We start from the raw sequence: 20,619 nt of genomic DNA, 5'->3' as shown, positions 1-20,619 counted from the left end.
AACTGGCAAACTAATTGCAATTACCAGTGCAGAGGTGATTGTTATGATTCAAAGCCAACATCAGGCTGCCAATGTATATACCGATATTAATGCATTGCAGGGTATACGACAGTTAGGAAAAGAAGACAAAGACGCGGCGCTTATGGAAGTAGCGAAGCAGTTTGAGTCTATGTTCCTGAATATGATGTTGTCTTCTATGCGTCAGGCAAACCAGGTCTTTAAAGAAGACTCGCTGTTCAGCTCGTCTGAGTCCGATTTCTACCAGAAAATGTACGACGACCAGATCGCACTATCGCTCTCCAGCTCACAGGGCACGGGGCTTGCGAAGGTGATCCACCGTCAGATGTTATCCAATTACGGTATGCAGCAGGACAAGCCGGAACTGAACCACGAACAATTACGTCGTCACGATTCCAGCCTCAATAAAGCCATCGAACAGGTTGGCGATATTCTGAAAAACACGGCTTCTGAAACCGGTGAAGATCGTGCAGCCGCTATCGCTGAAACGCCAGCTGTTCAAGCGGTAACTACGCCACCGTCAGCAACCAATATTCCGTCTTCAGCCAATAGCGTCGCTGTTCAGCCAGAGGTTGTTGCGGCGAGTGGTGAGGGCGCCAAAGGGCAACAGTTTGCCACTCCCCAAGCGTTTGTTGCCGCTCTGTATCCTCATGCTCAAAAGATTGGTCAGCAGTTGAAAGTCGATCCCAAAGCCATTGTTGCCCAGGCAGCATTGGAGACGGGTTGGGGCAAGCATATGATCAGCGATCAACAGGGCACAAACAGCTTTAACTTCTTTGGCATTAAGGCCGACTCTCGTTGGCAGGGTGACAAAGTAGAAATCATGACCCATGAATATCGTGGTGGTGTGCGCATGAACGAAAAAGCACAGTTTCGTTCTTATGCATCACTGCAGGATGGCCTTGCAGATTACGCCCGTTTCCTTAGTGATAACAAACGTTATGAAAATGCCGTTGGTCAGGATTTAACCGGCAAACACTACGGCCATGAATTGCAGAAAGCCGGTTATGCCACTGACCCAGCTTATGGTCAGAAAATTAACCGGATTTCTTCCGGTGCCGTTATGACCAATGCGCTGAAGCAGATGCAGGCTGGAGAACGCAACGATGGGTAATTTACTCAACATCGGTATTTCCGGCCTGAATGCGCAAAAAACCGCACTCACGGTTACCGGCCACAATATTTCGAATGCCGGTACCGAAGGCTACAGCCGCCAGCGTGTTGATTTTAACGAAAATGACCCGCAATTCAGAGGTCGTGTCTGGGTTGGTAGTGGAGTTAACGTTGCATCTGTGAATCGTATTCACGATCAGTTTTTAACCGAACAACTACGTCGCGACACCACAAATTTTAATCAATTTAAAACACTTGCGGAAAACGCCAAACAAATCGACAGTTTATTGGCCGATCCGGGCACCGGCGTTCAGCCAGGCTTAGAAAAAATGTTTGGTGCGCTGCAAAGTGCTGTGGATGATCCGGCATCATTGCCTGCACGAGAGGTACTTTTAAGTGAATCTAAAGGTCTGATCAGTCGTTTTACCACCATCAATGATCGGCTGAATGAACAGAACAAAGTACTGAATGGCCAGCTCGGTGTAGTCGCCGGTGAAATTACCACCATTGGTAAAGCCATTGCCGATTTAAACGAACAGATTCAGTTTGCAACGGCCTCCGCCCAGGGCAATGAGCCAAACGATTTACTGGATCAGCGGGATAAGTTGCTGCAGGACTTATCGAAACACGTAAAAGTTGAAGTGGTGCAGCAAGACAACGCTGGCGTTAACGTCTTTATTGGTAATGGTCAGGCACTGGTGATTGGTAATGAATCACGTGAAGTATTTACCGAAGTGGGCGAAACAGATCCAACCCGGGTTGAGGTATTTTTCCGTGACGGTGACTCGATTCAGAACATTACTGAAGAACTGACCGGCGGTGAAATTGGCGGCATGCTGGATTTCCGCAAAACCGTTCTTGAGCCAAGTATTAATGGCCTGGGTCGTATGGCGCTGGTGATTAACCAGACCTTTAACGAACAGCACAAATTAGGCATCGACTTCGACAGCCGTAAAGGTGTGAATTTCTTCACCGATATCAACGAACCACAACGCACCTACGAGCGGGTTATTGGTAATCGTAATAACGCCCAACCCAATGACCGTAAAGTATCGGTGCATATTACCGACGCCGGCCAATTAACGACCAGTGATTATCGGGTTGAGTTTACCGGTCCGGATGATCTGACCTATAAAGTTGTACGCATGAGCGACAACGAAGTGGTCTCAAAAAATGCTCTGCGTGGCGCGTTACCCGATACCATTGAAGTGGAAGGTTTTGAGATTCGCTTTGAAGAGGGTAGTTTCCAGAAAGGCGATCAGTTCCGCATTTTCCCGACCCGTAGCGGCGCCGGGGATATGGAAGTTAATCTGACACGTCCGGAGCAGGTGGCTTTAGCGACTCCAATCAAAACAATATCGGCTTCAGGCAACCAGGGCAGTGCCACCATTTCCCAGGGCAGAGTGTATGACACCAGTACACCTTATCTGTCAAAAGAAGGAAAAATGGATCCGCCTCTGATTATTCGGTTTACGTCGCCAACCAGCTACGACGTGTTGGATAATTCAGATCCGGCAAATCCAATCCCATTATTCCCACCATTGATGAACCAACCGTTTGTATCTGGTATCACCAATAATATTTTACCGGGTGATACCGGAAAAACGGCATTTACCAGTTTTGGTGGCTATTTGCCGGTGGCGCCTACTTACCAGCCGCCACTGCCTGCCGCAGCTGTCACCGCTGGCAACGGTTTTTTCCCCGAGCGGATCATGATCAGTAAGACGGATCCATCAACGGGTCTGCAGGTCACGCAGCCGACGTTAATTACTCCAGCAAATGCTTCGGCCAAAGAAATTGCTCAGCTGTTAAGTGAGCGTGATGGTGTGGAAGCATCTGCCAGAACCACGGTACAGCTGTCCGACTTTAAAAATGAAATGTCACCCACCGGCTTTATGAAAGTCGGCCTGAAGGTCAATGGCATTGAAATGACCGACGTTCTGGGCAGCAATCAGACCAAATATGCGGATGGTTACCCGACCGACGTTCCGGACCCAATGACACCGAATTTCCTCGCGGAACGGATTAATGCCAACTTTGAATTCCGTGAGCAGGGGATTGTTGCACGCTCAGATGGTGAAACCCTGACCATTATTGCCCTCAATGGTGATGACGTGGCACTGGAAGTTACTGGTGATGCTAATGATGGTTTCTCGGTCAGTAATGGCCAGGACATTGTGTTAAAGGAAACCGGCAATACGCCAATTAAACCACTCACTGAAAACAGCGGTTTTGATTTCAGAAACGATGGCCCATACACCTATGAATTCGATATTCCTGGCCAGGGAAAATTTTCCATCGAGCTGAACGAGCGTTACAACACCGGTACCGATCTGGTTAACGGCATTAAAGATAAACTGGAAAAAGCCGGATTTACCTACGCTGGAAATCTGGATGTGGATATTAATGAGCGTGGTCAGATCAGTTTTCAGCCTCGTTTGGATGTAAACGGTACCGGCCCAAATGGCTCAAATAAAATTACCATGGGTGGTCAGCTTAAAGTTGTTACTGAGCCAGGTTACAGTCTGGAAATTGAACCGCCGGGTAATAACCTGTTTCCGGCTAAACCGGAAGGTGAGCCGGTGCACTTTGGTTTTGATCTGGAAATTACCGGTCTGGCTAAAAAAGGCGATGAATTTACCGTTGATTTTAACGAAAACGGCACCTCGGACAGCCGTAACGGTGTTGCTTTAGCGGGGTTAAAAACTCAGGACACGTTAAACGGCAATACCAACTACACCGAAGCGTATTCGCGACTGGTGGAAACTGTTGGCTCGATCACCAGCCGTGCGGAAGTGAATCGCTCTTCCAGCGAAGTATTACAACGAAATTCCGAACAAGCGGTTACCAGTAAATCCGGTGTGAACCTGGATGAAGAAGCGGCAGCGCTGATTAAACACCAACTTGCCTATAACGCCAGTGCCCAGGTGATTAAAACGGCACAAGAAATTTTCGACACACTGATTGCGACGTTCCGATAGGGGAAGCACATGCGTATTTCTACACTACAAACCTTTCAGAACGGTATTAACGGTATTCTTGATCGCCAAACCGGTGTTAATAAAACCCAGCAGCAGATTTCTTCGGGCCGCCGGGTTCTGACGCCAGCTGATGATCCGATTGCGTCGACTAAAATCCTGCAATTGCAGCAGGACATTGCTCAGAAAGATCAATACAAGCGTAATATGACGGCTGCCAAAAACCGTTTAAATCTGGAAGAGGCAACACTGAAAACCGCTACCGATAACCTGGCACGGTTAAAAGAGCTGACTGTCCGTGCCGGTGGTGGCAGCCTGACCATTGAAAACCGCCAGGCGATCTCGGCTGAGGTAAAACAAATCGAAAAAGCCATGGCCGATTTATTTAATACTAAGGATGCCGGTGGAGAATATATTTTCGCCGGTTTCCGGGGGAGCGAGCAGCCGTTTGTACGTGGTGAAAATGGTCGTTATGACTTTACCGGTGACGAAGGACAGCGTTTTCTGGCCATCAGTGATTCAACCACGGTGGCAACCGGAGATAGCGGCAAAGGGATTTTTGTGGATGTAAAAGCTGCCGCTAATACCTTTACCACTCAGGTCAGTACAGCCAACCAGGGGGACGCTAAGATCAGTGCGGGTTTTGTTACCGACAAAGAAAAATACGCTGAGTTTTATCCCAATGATCTGGTAATTACGTTTAACCCGGATGATGCGGTGACTCCTAACCGCACTACTTACAGTATTCGCCGCGCTTCTGATAATCGGGTTGTGGAAGGTCTGGATAAGATGCCGTACAACGCTGGAACGCCTATTGAAGCAGCAGGGGTGCAGTTTAAGATTTTTGATGTGCCTGAACAGGGTGATCAGTTTATTGTTAAGTCATCGCCACGTCAGAGCATTACCGATACATTACATCGCTTATCAGAGGGCCTGGATACTTTACAGGACAATCAGACTGATGCTGATACGCTTAAAACACTGGTATCGGATACGCTGAAAAATCTGAACTTTGCCCAGGAGTCCATTTCAGAAACCCGCAGTAAAATTGGTGCTCGTCTGAATGTGGTTGAGAACACCGAAAAACTGACCGCTGACGTGGAGCTGGTAAGCAAAAAAGTACTGTCGGAACTATCGGATGTGGATTTTGCAGAGGCGGCCAGTCGTTTGAGTTTTCAGACGGTGGTGTTAGAGGCTGCCCAACAAAGTTACGTTACGATCTCGCGTCTGTCGTTATTCGATAAGATCTAAAGAGCGATTAATTTTTTCTGAATAATCGGTTCCAGAATGACGTCGAGGCACCGTGAAGGAAGATGCTGATAAAGATCGTCAGTGTTGCGGTGCTGTACAATAGTTGAAGAGCGGCATCTTTTTTAAGCTCAGCATCGGCAAGCGTGGTGTGTTCCAGCAGCAACAATAAGTAGAGAATGCTGGCAATGCCGCGCGGTCCAAACCAGGCAAGAAAGGTTTTGGATTTTAATTCCAGTTTTGTCCCGGTCAGGCTGATCCAGACCGGCAGCATACGAATCAGAGTCAGACTTAATAACGCATAAATGACGCTTTCAATGGTGATTGCTCTCCAGGCTCCCGGAATAAATACCGCACCAAAAATAAAAAATACCGCCAGCGTTAATAACTGACCTTCCGCTTCGCCAAACTCTTTAATCCGGGCGATCACTACTTTATGGCGGGATTGCATAAACAGCCCTGCGAGAAAAACCGCAATAAATCCATTGCCGTGCAGAATCTCAGCCAGGCTGAACGCAATAATGGCCAGGCTGATGGAGGACAAACGCTGATACATAGGGGAAATCCAGCGACTGTTATGGGCATGATTGATCAGATAACTGCCCAGGCGGCCAATCACAATGCCGCTTAAGGTGCCCAGTATCAGCTGAAGGCTGATGAATTCCGCCCAATAAAAACCATCCAGCTGTTCACCACCGGCGAGTGTCATCAGTGCCAGTAGCATCAATAACAGCGGCAGCGCAATGCCGTCGTTTAAACCACTTTCGACGTTAATCGAACGGCGCAGGTTGCGATCAATTTCTTTTTTATCCATGACACTCTGAGCCAGGGCCGCATCGGTTGGTGTCAGAATGGTTGCCAGAATAAAGGCGAATAACCAGGAAACACCCAACAGCCAATGTGCGATAACGGCGCCACAGAGAATGGTGAGTGGCAGCCCGATGGCGAGCAGACGAATCGGGAAACGTTCGAACTGAATCAGGTGTCGACGGCGTATTCTGGAGGCATCGCTGAACAGCACAATGGCCAGCGTCAGCTCTGCAACCAGCATAATTCCCGGATTAGACAGCTGAGTATCAACCCAGCCAAGCATCAGCGGCCCGGAGACGATGCCGGCCAGAGTAAACACCATCGGGGCGGTGATATCGGCCTGGTCAATTTTCCGCGCCAATAAACCATAACCAAACAGGGTAGCCGCCAGGAGCAGCAGAATCTGAGCTTCCATGCGTGTGCCTCAGTCCTCCCAGATAACCCGGACAGGTTCGCCGAAGTCGTCGTAAATAACCTTCTTACGAGGGCCTCTGCGTTTGGGTTTTGATGGTACTGGTTTACGTTTTTCCAGGCGACGCTGATCAATTGTCTGTAACACGTGGTCGACCGGGGTGCGCTCTTCCTTGGGCTTTTCAAACCCCAGTGAGCGATCGTTGTACGCGCCATTCACCAGGCCGGTTTCGCCACGGGCCAGCTCTTTCACCTGACCGCCATCGCGCAGAAATGCCTCAACTTCAGAGTTGATCTGGTCGCGGACTTCACTTTTGCTCGGACGTTTATTCATAGTGCTGGAAACTATTGCGCGTAAAACAGTCTAATCGGTTAGTATAACCGACAAATAACAAGATCACCGCTCTGCCCAGCGATCCATTTGCTTACGTTGTGAATAGCCTGGTGTAGTTTTGGAAACATAGTGACCCTAGTGAACCTTCCAGTGAAAATTCTATGATGTTACAAAAACGCCTTCAGCGTCACGGCGCACGCCTGCTCAGCAGTCACACCCTGAAAAACCTCAAACGTCGTAGCTGGCAAGTACGTCAGGCACTGACTGCAGGCAAGCCTCAGGTCGAAGTCTGGTTACGTGCCAATGACCCATACTGCTACCTGCTGGCTCAGGTATTACCGCAGTTACAGCAGCGTTTTGCGGTTAACTGGCGTTTTCGGGTCATTGCGTCGTTACAGGATGATATGTATCCCGAGCCGGAAATGTGGCAACACAATGCCGTACTGGACAGTGGTTTTCTTGCGGATTTATATGGATTAAAAGCGCCAACAACCGAAGCGCCGTCCATTGCTCAGGTTGAAGTGGCGACTGCCAGATTATTGGAGCTGCAGAATAAGCCCCTCGACTGGCAGCAGGTTATTGCGGTGTACAACGACCTCTGGCTGGGTAACAACCTTGAAACCGTCAGCCTGACGAACGCGCAAAAACAGCTGCTGGCGAATAATGAACAACAGCTGCAGGACGAAGGTCATTACCTCAGTGCGACGCTGAATTTTCATGGGGAATGGTACTGGGGACTGGATCGGCTGGATCACCTTGAACAGCGTTTGAACGATCTGAAATTAAATACCTCTGCAGCCAGCGTGGAATTTAATAAAACCTACGCCAATTTCTGCCGTCCGTTTGAAGCAACGAATGTCGATAAGGAACAGAAAAAACAGCCTTTGATTCTGTACTTTTCCATTCGCAGTCCTTATTCGCATCTTGGTCTGGAGCGGGCGTTAAAGCTGGCACAGCATTACGACATTCCCTTTATCGTAAAGCCGGTTTTACCCATGATTATGCGTGGCTTAAAAGTGCCACCAACCAAAAAGTTTTATATTTTCTTAGACACTAAACGTGAAGCCGATAAGCTCGGAATTGACTATGGCTTTGTTGCCGATCCGCTGGGCCTGGGGGTTGAACGTTGTTATGCGTTATTTGAATACGCCCGTGAGCAGGGCAAAGAAGTCGAGTACTTACTGAGTTACGCACGTGGTGTAAATGCGGAAGGTATTTTGTCGGAAACTGATGCCGGTTTAAAAATTATCGTTGAGCGCGCCGGTTTGCAGTGGTCTCAGGCACAAGCGATTCTCGCTCGCCCGGACTGGCGTACCGCCTGGCAGGATTGGGCCGAAGAGAACCGCGAAGAGATGATTGAGCAAGGTCAATGGGGTGTACCCAGTGTGCGCTATCAGGATCTGACCTTGTGGGGCCAGGACCGGATAGAATTTATAGAACAGGCGATCCGCAGTACGTTGCTGCCTGAATAATCGTCGCAACAACTACCGCTTGTAACTGATCCGGTATGACTCGTCGCATCTGCCGGGTCATACCTTTCTTTTCCTGGCTGTGCCTTTCTTTTTCCCTGCTGTACCTTCCTTCTTATTGTTATTGATATATATTAGGTTTTCTAAGTAGCAACAGCTTATGGAATCCCTGGTTATGTCACAGATTTCTTCCCGCCGTTCTGGCCGAAAAGCCGCTAAAAAAGCCGGACGTATTGGCGGCGTTATTTTTGGTGGTATTTTTGTTCTTATCGGGATTTTTGCCTTTTTCGGTATTTTATTTGATGACGATATTGAAGGCTGGGATCTGGTACAGATCATGGTCGCTTTTATTTTGCTGCTGTTATTCAGCGTCGCTGGTGGGTCGGTGATCTGGTATTCACTGAGACGCAGCGACGTTGCTAAGCGGTTAGCGGAAGTTTCGCAAAGTGGTATTTTCAGTGATCAGAAAAGTTCACACCGGGGATTTTTTATCGCCGCTGGTATTTTCACTTTTCCCGGGATTGTGATTGCGATTACCGGGATGCTTGAAGGCCGTTTATTTGGCTTATTATCGCTGTTGTTTTTCCTGTTGAGCTATGTGCTGTATGCCTTTGGCCGAAAAAGCAAAAATACCTACGCCGCCATTGGGCCCACACCGATACAGCTTGATCCTGCGGCGGCTGTTGTTGGCCATCAGTTTGGTGGTTCGTTTCCGTTGCAGGCCAAGCCACGCACAGGCCTGACCTTAAGACTCAGTTGTTTGCATACCTATTCCAGTGGTAGTGGCGATAACCGCACCACACACACTGATGTCCTTCACCAGCAGGAAACCAAAGGATTTATCGATACCAAGGCTACAGGTCAGCAACGGGTTAAGTTTCTGTTTGATATCCCTGCGGATGCACCGGGCACCGACAGCGACGAATATCGCGGCAGCATTCGCTGGCAGTTAAAAGCAACGGGGCAGGTGACAACCGACCGGAAAGTGCCTGGTACTCAGATTGCGGAGTTAATGGAATTTTCCCGCAGCTGGGATATTCCTCTGCTGTCGCTGGCATTAGCGCGTGAACTGGATCTGGAGATGCAAACTTCACAGTTGGATATTCCCCAACAACATCAGGAAGTGGTGCAGCGTGAGCAACAGCAGGAAGCTCAGCAAAGTGCCGAACGTCAGATTGATATGGAAACCGAACTGGATGGCTCAATTTCGGTCATCAGTGAAGCCGGACGCAACAAAGGTATGTGGGGAATGCTGCTGCTGTTTGGTCTGATTTTTGGATCGGTGGGCCTTTTTCTGTTTAAGCAGGCACTCAGCGAAGGTGGTGGTCTTTGGCTGATGGCACCGGTGTTTACCTGTGTCGGCTGGGGGATTTTTTTCTTTGGTATCTTTTTATCCGGTCGCAGGCTGGAAACTTCTGTGCGGGAAGGGCATGTACAGGTTATCCGCAGTTTGTTCGGGCGCCAGTTGTATCAGCGTAATGGCAAGATTACTTCGCCATCACAACTGCAGTTAAAAATGACCATGAGTTCCACCTCTCAGGATCACGTAAAAACCGAATACATGGCAATTTATGCCAAGCTCGATGGTAAGAATATAAAGCTGGTGGAAGGTATTGAAGGTCGTCGTACCGGTGAGGCAATGATGGAAAAAATCAAAGCAGCACTGACAACCAGACTCGATGAGGAGCTGGTTTAGCCCGTTCACAAAAAAGCCCATGCCATTATCAATCACAATGGCATGGGCGGGTGCTGGCGAGAAGCAGCTAAACCGTTTTATCTGCAGTCCGTTACGCGCTTGTGCCGACTGGCTCACCACGTACCGATACGAGGATTTCCAATGGAATTAGTTATCCAGCGCTTCGAAATCATCTTCACGCAGTTTGGCGCTGCCATCTTCCTGTAGCACCCAAAGCTCTTTGTGAATCAGGCCGGCGGCCTTATTCATTTTCCAACCTGAGGTCAGCAGCACACTTTGCTCGTCTACCACCTCCAGTTTTGGTTCAACGTATTCAACATTGCTGAAGCCGTCGGCGATCAGTTGGCTCCAGAAGCCTTCAATGGCATCGCGGCTGGTGAAGGTGCCAAACGGACGTGCGTGCATAACGGCATCCGCTTCATACTGAGCAGCACAGCCAGCGGCATCGCCAGAGTTAAAGGCATTTTTCCAACGTTCGCTGGCGGCTTGTACGGCTTCTAATAAAGTCTGGCTCATAGTGTTATTCCTGCTGTTTGTATTGAACTGTGGCCAGATTACGTTCTTTTTTCTTTTGTAAAAATTGCCTTTTTAAGAAACTATTGTTTAATAAAATCAAACAATAGACAGCAACAACGACATCAACAGCAAGAGCAGCAACAGGATAAAGGCGTTATGCAGGACCACCTCAGACACATGATGTTATTCCGGACACTGGTTGATGCCGGCACCTTAACGGCTGCCGCAGAACAACTCGGTTTGTCGAAGTCCGTGTTAAGTCAGCATCTGAAAGTGCTGGAGCAGGCATTGGGCGTGCAACTGTTACAGCGCACAACCCGCAAACAAGTACTGACACCCGCCGGGCAGGAGTTTTATCGCCGCTGTTGTGAGATTGAGCGTCAGGTCGACTCGGCCTGGCAAACAGCCAGAGACAATCAACAGGGGCTATCCGGCCCGATTCGTATTACCGCTCCTTATGCTCTGATGGACGCAGTCGTGGCGCCTGCCATTGCAGCGCTGGTGGCACAACATCCGGAGATCCAACCTGATCTGATCGCTGAAGATAAACAGCTGAATCTGCTGGAGCAACGCATCGATCTGGCGATCCGCGTTGGTGAATCTCCGGACAGTTCGCTGCGCCAGCGTAAGTTAGGCGAGTTTTCCGACGTATTGGCAGCCTGTGAAGGGTATTTACAGTCGCGACCAGCGCTGACCCGCGACAGCGCCGGTGAGCACGATTTTATCCGTAATGCCTGGCAGGGGCAGACCAGCGAACTGAATCTGAGCAACGGCACCGAGAGCCATACCATACAGCTGCGGGCGTCCCGCTCGGCCAACAATCTTAATGCGGTACTGGCGTTGGCCCGGGCAGGTGCGGGTCTGGCTTATATCCCTGGTTTTATCCTTGAACGCGAAGCGGGTCTGACTGAGGCGATGGCGGGCTTTAGCAGTAGCGCGGTTAACGTTTATGCCTTACACCCTTATCAGCCACTGCCAAAGCTGGTGCAGCACAGCATTGACGGGATTGAGCAGCAGCTGCAGACCCTGACATAAGTGACAAGCCGTGACATTACTGACAAGGCGTTTTAGCGCAGGGGCTCGGAGGTGTGCTGCATCACGCTGGCTTCTGGTAGAATGCGCGCCTCAAATTTGAATCACACCGTTATGGCTCTTGAATCGCAAACCGTTATGACTCAGCAAAAATCAGACATCGAACAAGATACCGACCGTATCTATCAGGCAGACCATGGTGAAGTGGCCAGCTTTGCATTTGATGGCGCGGTGGCGCGGGTATTTCCGGATATGATTAAACGCTCGGTACCGGGCTATGCGGAAACGGTTGCCATGTCGGGTGTGATTGCCGGTCGTTACGCTCAGCCTGGATCAAACCTGTACGATTTAGGCTGTTCCCTCGGGGCGGTTACCCTGGCGATGCGCCATGGTGTGGATAGTAACCCTGAGTTAAAGAGCTGCCGTGTGGTTGGTATCGACAATTCAGAATCTATGCTGGAGCGCGCCGGTCATTATGTCGCGCTGGACGATTCGAATATTGACGTTGATCTGGTGTGTGACGATATCTGCACTTACCCGCTGGAAAATGCTTCGGTGACGGCACTCAATTTTGTGCTGCAATTTATCCCGCTGGATCAGCGACTGGATTTATTAACACGCATTGCCGAGGCAACCAATCCGGGCGGTGCGCTGATCTTGTCGGAAAAACTGTGTTTCGATGAAACCGAACAGCAGCTGCAAACCGATCTGCACCACGACTTTAAACGTGCCAATGGTTATTCCGATTTAGAGATCGCACAGAAGCGTGCTGCGATCGAAAATGTGCTGATCCCGGAAACAGAAGACGCCCATATCCAGCGGTTAAAACAGGCGGGTTTTTCTAAAGTGATTCGCTGGTATCAGTGTTTTAATTTTGTGTCATTTTTAGCGGTTAAGTAGTTGTATTCCATGAGTGAAAATATCCTGTCCTGGTTCGAAGAACTGACTGAATTTATGCGTGAAGGTAAATTAGCTCCCTGGGCTGATGTATTACCGCAGCAAATGCAGGAGATCCTGGTCGATAAAGAACATGGTGATCAGCAACGTTGGCTGGAGGCACTGAACAGCTTGCCGGTGGTTGATGGTGTGTCTGCTGAATTAACCGCTCATGATCTGCGTTTATCCAGCGAAGCCATCGACGAACAACAGCAACAGCAAGTACTCGACGGATTAAAAGGGTTAATGCCCTGGCGTAAAGGTCCGTTTCAGTTTTTCGGTACGCACATCGATACCGAATGGCGTTCTGACTGGAAATGGGAACGGGTACTTCCGCACTTATCACCGTTAAAAAACCGTGTTGTACTGGACGTTGGTTGTGGTTCTGGTTACCACATGTGGCGCATGTTAGGCGAGGGTGCGTATCGGGTTGTTGGCGTTGATCCTTCCCGTTTATTCCTGATGCAATTTCAGGCCATGAAACGTTACCTGCAGTCCACTCAAACTGAACCGGTACGGGCTGATTTATTGCCATTAAAAATGGAAGATGTTCCGCCACGGCTAAAAGCGTTTGATACGGTTTTCTCCATGGGGGTTTTATACCATCGCAAATCACCATTAGAGCATTTGCAGGAATTAAAAGATGCTTTAAAACCCGGTGGTGAACTGGTGCTGGAAACTCTGGTGATTGAAGGCGGTTTAGGCGATACCCTGATGCCAGAAGACCGATACGCCATGATGCGTAACGTCTGGTTCCTGCCATCGACTGAAACTCTATTACTCTGGTGTCGTCGCGTAGGTTTTAAAAATGCGCGGGTGGTGGATTTAAACCAGACCTCGCTGGATGAACAACGCAGCACCGAATGGATGCAATACAACTCACTGAAAGACTTTCTCGACCCTGAGGATGTGAACAAAACCGCAGAAGGTTATCCGGCACCGTTACGAGCGGTAGTGATCGCTGAAGCCTGATTTCTTTTTTCAGATAATAAAAAACCGTGGCAGTTTTCACTGCCACGGCTTTTTGTTTATCGGGTGTTTGAATTATCTGCGTCTACGGCGTAAGCCATAAACTCCGATAAATAACATCATCAGGTACCAGAGGTGGATTGCACCACCGCCGCCAGAACCAGAGTTATCGATATTATTTCCTGGTGGAGCGTTGTCAGTTGCATTGACTTTAATGCTTTTACTGGCAGTTGCCGACATAACGGGTTTGCCATTGTCATGTACTGTGACCGAAATTGAATAGTCGCCAATGACAATGTCACCGGGTGAGAAGGTAACCTCTTTTCCTCGATAACGACCAGACTTCATGCCACCCAGATTCCACGAAACCGAGTGTTCGTCAAATTGGTTCGGGTCCTTGATGTTGGCTGTTAATGTCACCATGCCACCATTAGTGTTGATTTCATTTGTTGATATTCCAGCCTGCGAAGCCGTGATAGAAACCGTAGGAGGCTGATTTCCCTCGCCGATGATCAACCGGTGAGAGCGGCCACTTTCGCGCAGTACAAAACCGTAATCCGCCGGGCCGATACTGACGGGTTTTGTTGGTATCACCAGCGTTAGCACCTCATCCGGTTCATCAATAAAGTCTTCTATGGCAGTTATATTAAAAGTACCTGATGTTGTTGGTGTGCTTTCCTGTCCCTGATGTAGGGTCAGAATATAAGACTCTTCCAGATCAAAAGCATGGTCGATATCGTCCTGATTAACAGTAGAGCTCTGAGTTAATGCGGTGACCGGAATATGCACAGGATATTCTGGTGAAGTACCACTGAGTTCGATTTCCACTGCGATAGTACCCGGCTCGGCCAGACGCGATTGTGCAAGTGCAAAGCGTACTTCTGGATAAACATAAACATCCTGGATCAACCCGGCACTGATATTCCCGGAACTATCTTCTGCTTGCCAAAGCAGTGAATGCAGCCCAGGTTGCAAAATAAATTTCCCTTCTTCCAGAATAATATTTTGTCCATTGTTGCTGACTTTAATGGTTAGCTTATCACTGCTATCAACTACATCTGTGGCCGAAGCAAACGATACCAAGGAGTCAATTACAACCTGAGGTACACGCAGAGTATTTCCATCTTCGGTATTTACTTTTGCCCACATTGTGTCTGCTACGGTCAACATTTCTGGCAAGCCGTTGTCACGATTGTTATCCGGGTCGTCGCTGTCTTTAACACCATCATTATCCTTGTCTGAAGTATGAAGGTCTAAAGTCAGCCCTGACTTTTCCCTGCATACGCTATCACAGGATGACAACCAAAAATCCGGACGACCATCATTGTCGCTGTCTCTGCTTGCGGCCGGGTTGGTGGGGAAATCATCTCTGATATCAGGGATTTCGTCGTTATCGTCATCCGTGTCAGCACGCATACCTTTACGTTCACATGAATAATTACACTCATTCGGCCGGCCATCACCATCACTGTCAGGAAGATTTCCAAGAGCTATGTGTGGGTATGCATCTTTATCATCAGGTACACCATCGTTATCGGAATCATCATCGGCGGACATACCTGTTTGCCGGCAGGTAAAATCACATTCATCGGGTGCACCGTCGTTATCTCCGTCTGCCAAATCACCAATATTGATGGTTGGGAAAACATCAACGCTATCTGTGACTCCGTCATTGTCATAGTCATTCAGATGATCGTCTTCAGTGTTAACCGAGCCATCACCGTCACTATCGAGAATATGATTGGTTGGAGTTAATTGTGGCAGCTGATTATTGTCTCCGAATAACCAGTCTGTGGTTTTCCAATCTTTGAATAAATCCAGCGATAAGCTGGCTGGACAATCACTGTCGTCTTTATTCCCCTGAAAACACATCATCAAATCTAAGGTCAGACCAAATGAATTATCCTGAATTTCTCGTTGGGTCAGATCTGACGCGCTAAAGCGATTAGTCAGCCAGTAACTTGAAGTCAGGGTATTATCAGGCAAATCCTGGGCAGGTATCGCCTTTGTTTGAATATCATGGCCGCTACCCAGCTGGCGCATCGTAGTATAAGAGTTGGCAATCGTTGAGTTTTCAACATCATACGAAATGCCATAAGCGGTATTTTCTTTGTGAAGCTTGCCTGTGCTATAGGAATTTGTGATGGCTGAATTTTTCAGTTTACCCACCAGACCGGCAAATACTCCGGTTCGATTGCTCCAGCTCGATACTAAATCGCCGTGAAAACGCACACGGTTTAATTGGCAATAGTCAGCCGTAGCGGCAATCGCAGCACCACTCCTGAAATTCGCTATACCGCTGACCGATACATCTGAAATACGGGTAAGTAATGCTTTACCTACTAAAATGGCGCCATGATAAGGGGTATTAGAACGGCTGCGATTTTTCGAGGTCGTCAGGTTCAGGTTTCTGATATCAGCATCATAACTGGAGTTAAACAGCCCTTTGGAGTTGAAACCAGAAAACATCAGGTAATTAATAGTGAAGCCGTTGCCGTCAAATATAGCAGAGAAGTGTTGTTTATCTCCGCCGATTGGATCCCAGCCGTTGCCCTGATTCCAGAAGCTGTCTGCACTATCAAAATCACCGGAATGATCTTCATCAAAGTCCAGATCATTTAATAATTCGTAGCCGATGCAAGAACGAGTAGGGCGCCCGTTTTTAATCGCAACAGGACAACCGGAGGTGTTTAACTCGGCTTCGGCGCTTTCCCGGTAACCTCTGCCATCCAGTTGGTAGCGTATGGCGTTAAGCTGTTGCAACGTTGAAATATCAATTAATCCGTCGCGGTCAGCGTCAATATCAGCAATGCCATCTCCATTCACGTCGCTATCATTAGGATCAGCTATCCCATCGTTGTCGAAGTCATCAGGAAATTCATCTAGGGCCAATCCAGTGGCGTCCTGGCAGGCTTGGTCACATTGTTCTGGCAAGCCATCTAAATCACTGTCCTGCCATACCTGAGAATGGTTTGGAAAATTATCATACTCAGCCAGAGCAGATTGATTTACACAGCTCTGGTTGCAACCCGGCGTCCATTTATCCGGATGAGTATCTTTGTCGCTATCGATGCTGGACGCAAAGACCTCAGGCCAGTCATCCTGATCATCACTGACACCGTCTCCGTCGCTGTCACGGTAAACCTGCCCATTAATCATTAAACCCGGAAGTTGATTTTTGCTACCGAAATCCCAGACTGTGTTGTCCCAACCTTTATAAAGTTGCCGGTTGTTCTTTATTGCGCAAGAAGAATTGAGAGCAGAGGCATCAGGCTGAGTAGGGCAGCGTAAAACTGTTAGCAAATCTTCAGGGTTGTAGTCGAAGCCTGTTTTTTTATAGTCGAGGAAATAAACTCCATCTTCATAAAAATTATCGTGGCTTCTGCGTGACCAGACCGGGCTTGTTTCAATACCTGCATGATCGGTGTAAACAGTGCTCAGGCAATGTTCTACATCGGAATAAATCGAGTAAGAAGCCAATCCACCGCTATTGGCACTATTGATATAACCGCTTGCGAAGCAGTTTTTTAATTCAGATTCATACAGATAGCCAAGAATGCCCGCGGCCTGACTGCTCTCACCGCTGCTATAAATACTGATGTTGGCAAAGATGTTCTGAACTATAGTGTGCTCAATATGTGCAGCAAGACCGGCCACACGCTTAGGTGCGGTTAAGCGACCAGTTATAACAATATCAGATACTTCTGAACGCTTTATTGTACCTGCTAGTACCCCGAGATAACCGTTGCTATTCATTCCTTTCGAGCTGGTTTTCAGTTTAATGTTACTGATGTCAGTCGAATGCTCAATAGCGGCAAACAGACCTGAGTTTGTTGTGTCAGGTGAATCCATATATAGCTGATCAATTAAAAAACCATTACCACGAAATACTGCAGTAAAGGGTTGCGCCAGAGAGCCAATTGACTGCCAGCCAGTACCATTATTCCAGAAGCTATCTGCTTCCGTGATCTTGCCATCACCATTTGTATCCATACTGATATCAGCTTTTAGCTCATAACCGACACATTGTCGTCTGGCGGGTATTGATTGTGGAACAAATGGACAACCGGAATTATCCGCTTCGGTATCTGCGCTTAATTTCCGGCCGCTACCATCCAACTGATGACGCACAGCATGCAGTTGTTCAATGGTGTAGATATCAATCAGGCCATTGTGATCGGCATCGGCATCGTCAATGCCATCATTATCAGAGTCAGTATCGTTGAGGTCAGCAACGCCATCGTTATCGAAGTCGCCCGGGTGGAGATCAATTTCCAGACCAGATGTATTCTCACAGTCCAGGATGCATTCATCTGCAAGACCATCGAGGTCATTATCTTTCCATAAGCGGCGATCTTCAGGGAAGCGGTCAAGAGGCAAAAGACCTTCGGTGCTACGGCAATCCTGATCGCAGTGAATATTCCAGTCATCCGGATAACCATCAGAATCTTTGTCCACACTGTAGGCCGCGTTGTCTGGCCAGGCATCGTCATTGTCGAAGCTGCCGTCTCCGTCATTATCGCGATAAATTTTTCCGGAAACTTTAAGCCCCGGGAATTTATCACTACCTGCAAAATCCCACAAAGATTCTGGCCAGTTCAGATACAGGGTGCCATTGTAATCGTGCTTATTACAAGCTGGCTTTCTGGTACTGGCCGCAGTTGGGCAGCGTAATGCGTCCGCGCTGGCATAACGATAGTCGTTGGTGTAGTTACCGGTGTAATTGACGGCAAAATTATATAGCGGATAAATATTGTTTGGAGGCAGTTGCCATTGTTGCTCATTGTTATCGTTTACCACACGAGCTGACACCAGCACCCGGGTGTAATCTGAGCCGTTTTTTTCTCCCATCAGGCCGCCCAGTTCATCAATACCTTTTATATGGCCACTGACGGTGATATCACTGAAGTTATCTGAATTGGATTCTCCCACCACCCCGGCCAGGTCGTATTCACCGTCCACCATAATTGCTACGGCCAGGTTTCTGTATTGGCTGGTGTATGACTTTCCGGCCGCGCCGCCAGCATCTGTTCTGGCTTTTAAGCTACCGTGCAGAATGATATCGGACATATCGCTATCGCTGGCTCTGCCTGAAAGAATGCCAGACTCTCCCAGACCACTAATTGTGGCCTCAGTTATCTGCAGATCAGAAATTGCTGAATTCTCAATGACGCCAAATAAGCTTGCGTTATTACTGGAAGGGCGATTTACAGTAAGGTGAGTAATCGCAAAGCCATTACCATTAAACTCTGCAATAAATGGTGCGTCGTAGTTACCTACCGGTTGCCAGCCAGAACCGTTATTCCAATAATCATCACTTTCGTTAACTACACCGTCATTATTACTATCGAAACTGAGATTATTTTTTAATTCGTAGCCGTTGCATCGTCTCAGGTAGCGACTATCAACTAAAACCACCGGACAACCACTGTTATTCACAGCACCATTTTCTGTGAGCTGTTGGCCATGGCCACCCAGCTGAAAGCGAATTGCGTTCAGTTCAGCCAGTGTTTCAATATCAATTAAACCATTAGAATCTGAATCGGCATCAGTTATTCCATCGCCATTGCTATCAGAATCTTCGGCATCGGGGATGCCATCATTATCAAAATCCAGTGGAAAGTCATCGGCTTGCAAACCGCTATTATTTTCACAAGCCTGGTCGCACAGCTCCGGTTTATTATCCAGATCCTTGTCTGACCAAACCAAGGCCGATTGTGGGAATTGGTCAAGCTCGGCAATCCCTGATTGTTGTTGGCAAACGGCATTACAGCCGATGGTCCAGAAATCCGGGTGGCCATCTTTATCTGCATCAATTGCAGCCGCAAATTTTTCTGGCCATTCGTCTTCAACATCAAAAACTGCGTCAAGGTCATTATCGCGCAGAACGCCACCAAAGAGTTTTAGTGCAGGCAGCTGAGTGCTGTTACCAAAGTCCCAGTGCTGCGAAGACCATCCGGCATACAGGGTAGCGTCACCGGTTTTCAGGCAGTCAGAATTATTTTTTGTTGCATCAGCGTGCCGGGCACAGGTTAATTCCTCAAGGGAAGTGCCAACATAGTTTTGATCAAGTACTGATAATTCGTCATAACCAGAATCTGTTTCGCCACCGCGCCAATATATTGATCGCATGGTATTGGCAGGTAATGGTTCAAGGCCTGAAATAGTTGACAGAGCCATATTCACTGTTGAATTTTCAACTTCATAAGCGAAGGCCTTAGAATCTGACAGAGAAACCGATCCTGCCACATAAATATTTTCTGCCTGAGTATCTTTTAATATCGCAACTAACCCGGCAGCTTGGCCGGATTTGATGTCGATACGTGTATTGATATAAACACGCTCAATCTTACCCTGACGAATTTCTCCAATTAGTCCGCCAATATTTGTTGAAGGTATAAGAAGACCACCATAACTGGTATTAATTAATTTCGATGTGATCGCAATGTTGGTGAACTGAGTGTCTGATGCCAGGCCCGCTATGGTTCCAATGTGAACATCACCGGTAATTGTTGCTTCGATTCTGAGGTTCGTAACTTTCGCCGCTTTCGTTGCGCCAAAAAGTCCGCTTCCCTGATCGGTATAAGGGCTTCCCTGAGTGACAAGCTGCAATCTCTCGAAAAATGTTGGTCCAGGCCGGTTAATAACCAGATTTTTCAGGGAGTGGCCATTACCATGAAACTCGGCGGTAAAGGGTTGTGCAATCGAACCAATAGGCAGCCAGCCTTTACCTTCATTCCAGTAATCATCATGGCTATTAAATATACCATCCTGATTGTTATCAAAGTTCAGGTCACTTACCAGTTCAAAGCCGACACAGCCAGAGCTCGGACAGCCCAGGTTTTTTCCATATAATGTTCGGCCATTCAGGTTGTTGCGAATTTCGTTGAGATCTTTTAGGTCATGTATCTCTATGAGGCCATTATTGTCTATATCGAAGTCTGAGCGATTGTTATCGGAATAAACAAAACTTGATATCAAAAGCAGGGCGGACACTGCGATCAAAGAAGTAATACGCATTTCTCTTCCGTGATAATAGGTGAGGTATTTATAGCGCGGGATATTAGTTTAATTGATGATTTATTTCTA

At 48.0% G+C, this 20,619-nt stretch carries 12 protein-coding genes; 8 read left to right on the top strand and 4 right to left on the bottom strand.

Features of this window, described 5'->3' with window-relative positions; all coding sequences use genetic code 11:
• Positions 1-43: 43 nt before the first annotated feature.
• The 3 genes from flgJ to flgL are packed head-to-tail and all read left to right on the top strand — an operon-like array spanning position 44 to position 5,360.
• Positions 44-1,132 (top strand): flagellar assembly peptidoglycan hydrolase FlgJ, encoded by a 1,089-nt coding sequence (flgJ, locus tag ACOQOZ_RS07810; protein ID WP_420591715.1) that lies wholly within the window; start codon positions 44-46, stop codon positions 1,130-1,132.
• Positions 1,125-4,112, top strand: a complete 2,988-nt coding sequence (flgK, locus tag ACOQOZ_RS07805; protein WP_420591714.1) for a flagellar hook-associated protein FlgK — start codon at positions 1,125-1,127, stop codon at positions 4,110-4,112. Before flgJ ends, flgK begins: the two co-directional genes overlap by 8 nt.
• 9 nt (positions 4,113-4,121) lie before the next feature.
• Positions 4,122-5,360: a flagellar hook-associated protein FlgL gene (gene flgL / locus ACOQOZ_RS07800; protein WP_420591713.1), complete on the top strand. Its 1,239-nt coding sequence runs from the start codon at positions 4,122-4,124 to the stop codon at positions 5,358-5,360.
• Positions 5,361-5,367: 7 nt separating this feature from the next.
• On the opposite strand, the gene ACOQOZ_RS07795 is transcribed toward flgL, so the two are convergent.
• Positions 5,368-6,582 carry a cation:proton antiporter gene (locus tag ACOQOZ_RS07795; protein ID WP_420591712.1) on the bottom strand — a complete coding sequence of 405 codons (1,215 nt, stop codon included), beginning with the start codon at positions 6,580-6,582 and terminating at the stop codon, positions 5,368-5,370.
• Between the two features lie 9 nt (positions 6,583-6,591).
• Positions 6,592-6,912: a hypothetical protein gene (locus ACOQOZ_RS07790; RefSeq protein ID WP_420591711.1), complete on the bottom strand. Its 321-nt coding sequence runs from the start codon at positions 6,910-6,912 to the stop codon at positions 6,592-6,594.
• A gap of 161 nt (positions 6,913-7,073) precedes the next feature.
• On the opposite strand from ACOQOZ_RS07790, the gene ACOQOZ_RS07785 reads away from it, so the two are divergent.
• The gene (locus tag ACOQOZ_RS07785; protein ID WP_420591710.1) at positions 7,074-8,384 is read left to right on the top strand and encodes a DsbA family protein; all 1,311 of its coding nucleotides are present in this window, start codon (positions 7,074-7,076) and stop codon (positions 8,382-8,384) included.
• A gap of 172 nt (positions 8,385-8,556) precedes the next feature.
• The gene (locus ACOQOZ_RS07780; protein WP_420591709.1) at positions 8,557-10,077 is read left to right on the top strand and encodes a hypothetical protein; all 1,521 of its coding nucleotides are present in this window, start codon (positions 8,557-8,559) and stop codon (positions 10,075-10,077) included.
• Between the two features lie 147 nt (positions 10,078-10,224).
• On the opposite strand, the gene ACOQOZ_RS07775 is transcribed toward ACOQOZ_RS07780, so the two are convergent.
• The gene (locus ACOQOZ_RS07775; protein WP_420591708.1) at positions 10,225-10,593 is read right to left on the bottom strand and encodes a YybH family protein; all 369 of its coding nucleotides are present in this window, start codon (positions 10,591-10,593) and stop codon (positions 10,225-10,227) included.
• Positions 10,594-10,749: 156 nt separating this feature from the next.
• Between ACOQOZ_RS07775 and ACOQOZ_RS07770 the strand changes: the two genes are divergently transcribed.
• The 3 genes from ACOQOZ_RS07770 (at position 10,750) to cmoB (ending at position 13,533) form a co-directional block, all read left to right on the top strand.
• Positions 10,750-11,628: a LysR family transcriptional regulator gene (locus ACOQOZ_RS07770; protein ID WP_420591707.1), complete on the top strand. Its 879-nt coding sequence runs from the start codon at positions 10,750-10,752 to the stop codon at positions 11,626-11,628.
• 135 nt (positions 11,629-11,763) lie between these two features.
• Entirely contained in the window at positions 11,764-12,525 is a 762-nt protein-coding gene (gene cmoA / locus ACOQOZ_RS07765; protein WP_420591706.1) for a carboxy-S-adenosyl-L-methionine synthase CmoA, read from the top strand.
• A gap of 9 nt (positions 12,526-12,534) precedes the next feature.
• Positions 12,535-13,533 carry a tRNA 5-methoxyuridine(34)/uridine 5-oxyacetic acid(34) synthase CmoB gene (cmoB, locus tag ACOQOZ_RS07760; protein WP_420591705.1) on the top strand — a complete coding sequence of 333 codons (999 nt, stop codon included), beginning with the start codon at positions 12,535-12,537 and terminating at the stop codon, positions 13,531-13,533.
• A 72-nt stretch (positions 13,534-13,605) separates the two neighbouring features.
• Here the strand turns inward: cmoB and ACOQOZ_RS07755 are convergent, their stop codons facing one another.
• The gene (locus ACOQOZ_RS07755; protein ID WP_420591704.1) at positions 13,606-20,550 is read right to left on the bottom strand and encodes a hypothetical protein; all 6,945 of its coding nucleotides are present in this window, start codon (positions 20,548-20,550) and stop codon (positions 13,606-13,608) included.
• Between the last annotated feature and the right edge of the window lie 69 nt (positions 20,551-20,619).

It is taken from the genome of Bacterioplanoides sp., from assembly GCF_965219715.1.
GTDB lineage: Bacteria > Pseudomonadota > Gammaproteobacteria > Pseudomonadales > Oceanobacteraceae > Bacterioplanoides.
Note: the sequence above shows the minus strand (reverse complement) of the source record. Positions and strands in the feature narration are given on the sequence as shown.

Excerpts from the sequence above, each read along its gene's own strand:
- ACOQOZ_RS07795 (WP_420591712.1), bottom strand. The coding sequence starts at position 6,582 with ATGGAAGCTCAGATTCTGCTGCTCCTGGCGGCTACCCTGTTTGGTTAT.
- cmoB (WP_420591705.1), top strand. The coding sequence starts at position 12,535 with ATGAGTGAAAATATCCTGTCCTGGTTCGAAGAACTGACTGAATTTATG.
- ACOQOZ_RS07775 (WP_420591708.1), bottom strand. The coding sequence starts at position 10,593 with ATGAGCCAGACTTTATTAGAAGCCGTACAAGCCGCCAGCGAACGTTGG.
- ACOQOZ_RS07785 (WP_420591710.1), top strand. The coding sequence starts at position 7,074 with ATGATGTTACAAAAACGCCTTCAGCGTCACGGCGCACGCCTGCTCAGC.
- cmoA (WP_420591706.1), top strand. The coding sequence starts at position 11,764 with ATGACTCAGCAAAAATCAGACATCGAACAAGATACCGACCGTATCTAT.
- ACOQOZ_RS07755 (WP_420591704.1), bottom strand. The coding sequence starts at position 20,550 with ATGCGTATTACTTCTTTGATCGCAGTGTCCGCCCTGCTTTTGATATCA.
- flgL (WP_420591713.1), top strand. The coding sequence starts at position 4,122 with ATGCGTATTTCTACACTACAAACCTTTCAGAACGGTATTAACGGTATT.
- ACOQOZ_RS07780 (WP_420591709.1), top strand. The coding sequence starts at position 8,557 with ATGTCACAGATTTCTTCCCGCCGTTCTGGCCGAAAAGCCGCTAAAAAA.
- flgJ (WP_420591715.1), top strand. The coding sequence starts at position 44 with ATGATTCAAAGCCAACATCAGGCTGCCAATGTATATACCGATATTAAT.
- flgK (WP_420591714.1), top strand. The coding sequence starts at position 1,125 with ATGGGTAATTTACTCAACATCGGTATTTCCGGCCTGAATGCGCAAAAA.
- ACOQOZ_RS07790 (WP_420591711.1), bottom strand. The coding sequence starts at position 6,912 with ATGAATAAACGTCCGAGCAAAAGTGAAGTCCGCGACCAGATCAACTCT.
- ACOQOZ_RS07770 (WP_420591707.1), top strand. The coding sequence starts at position 10,750 with ATGCAGGACCACCTCAGACACATGATGTTATTCCGGACACTGGTTGAT.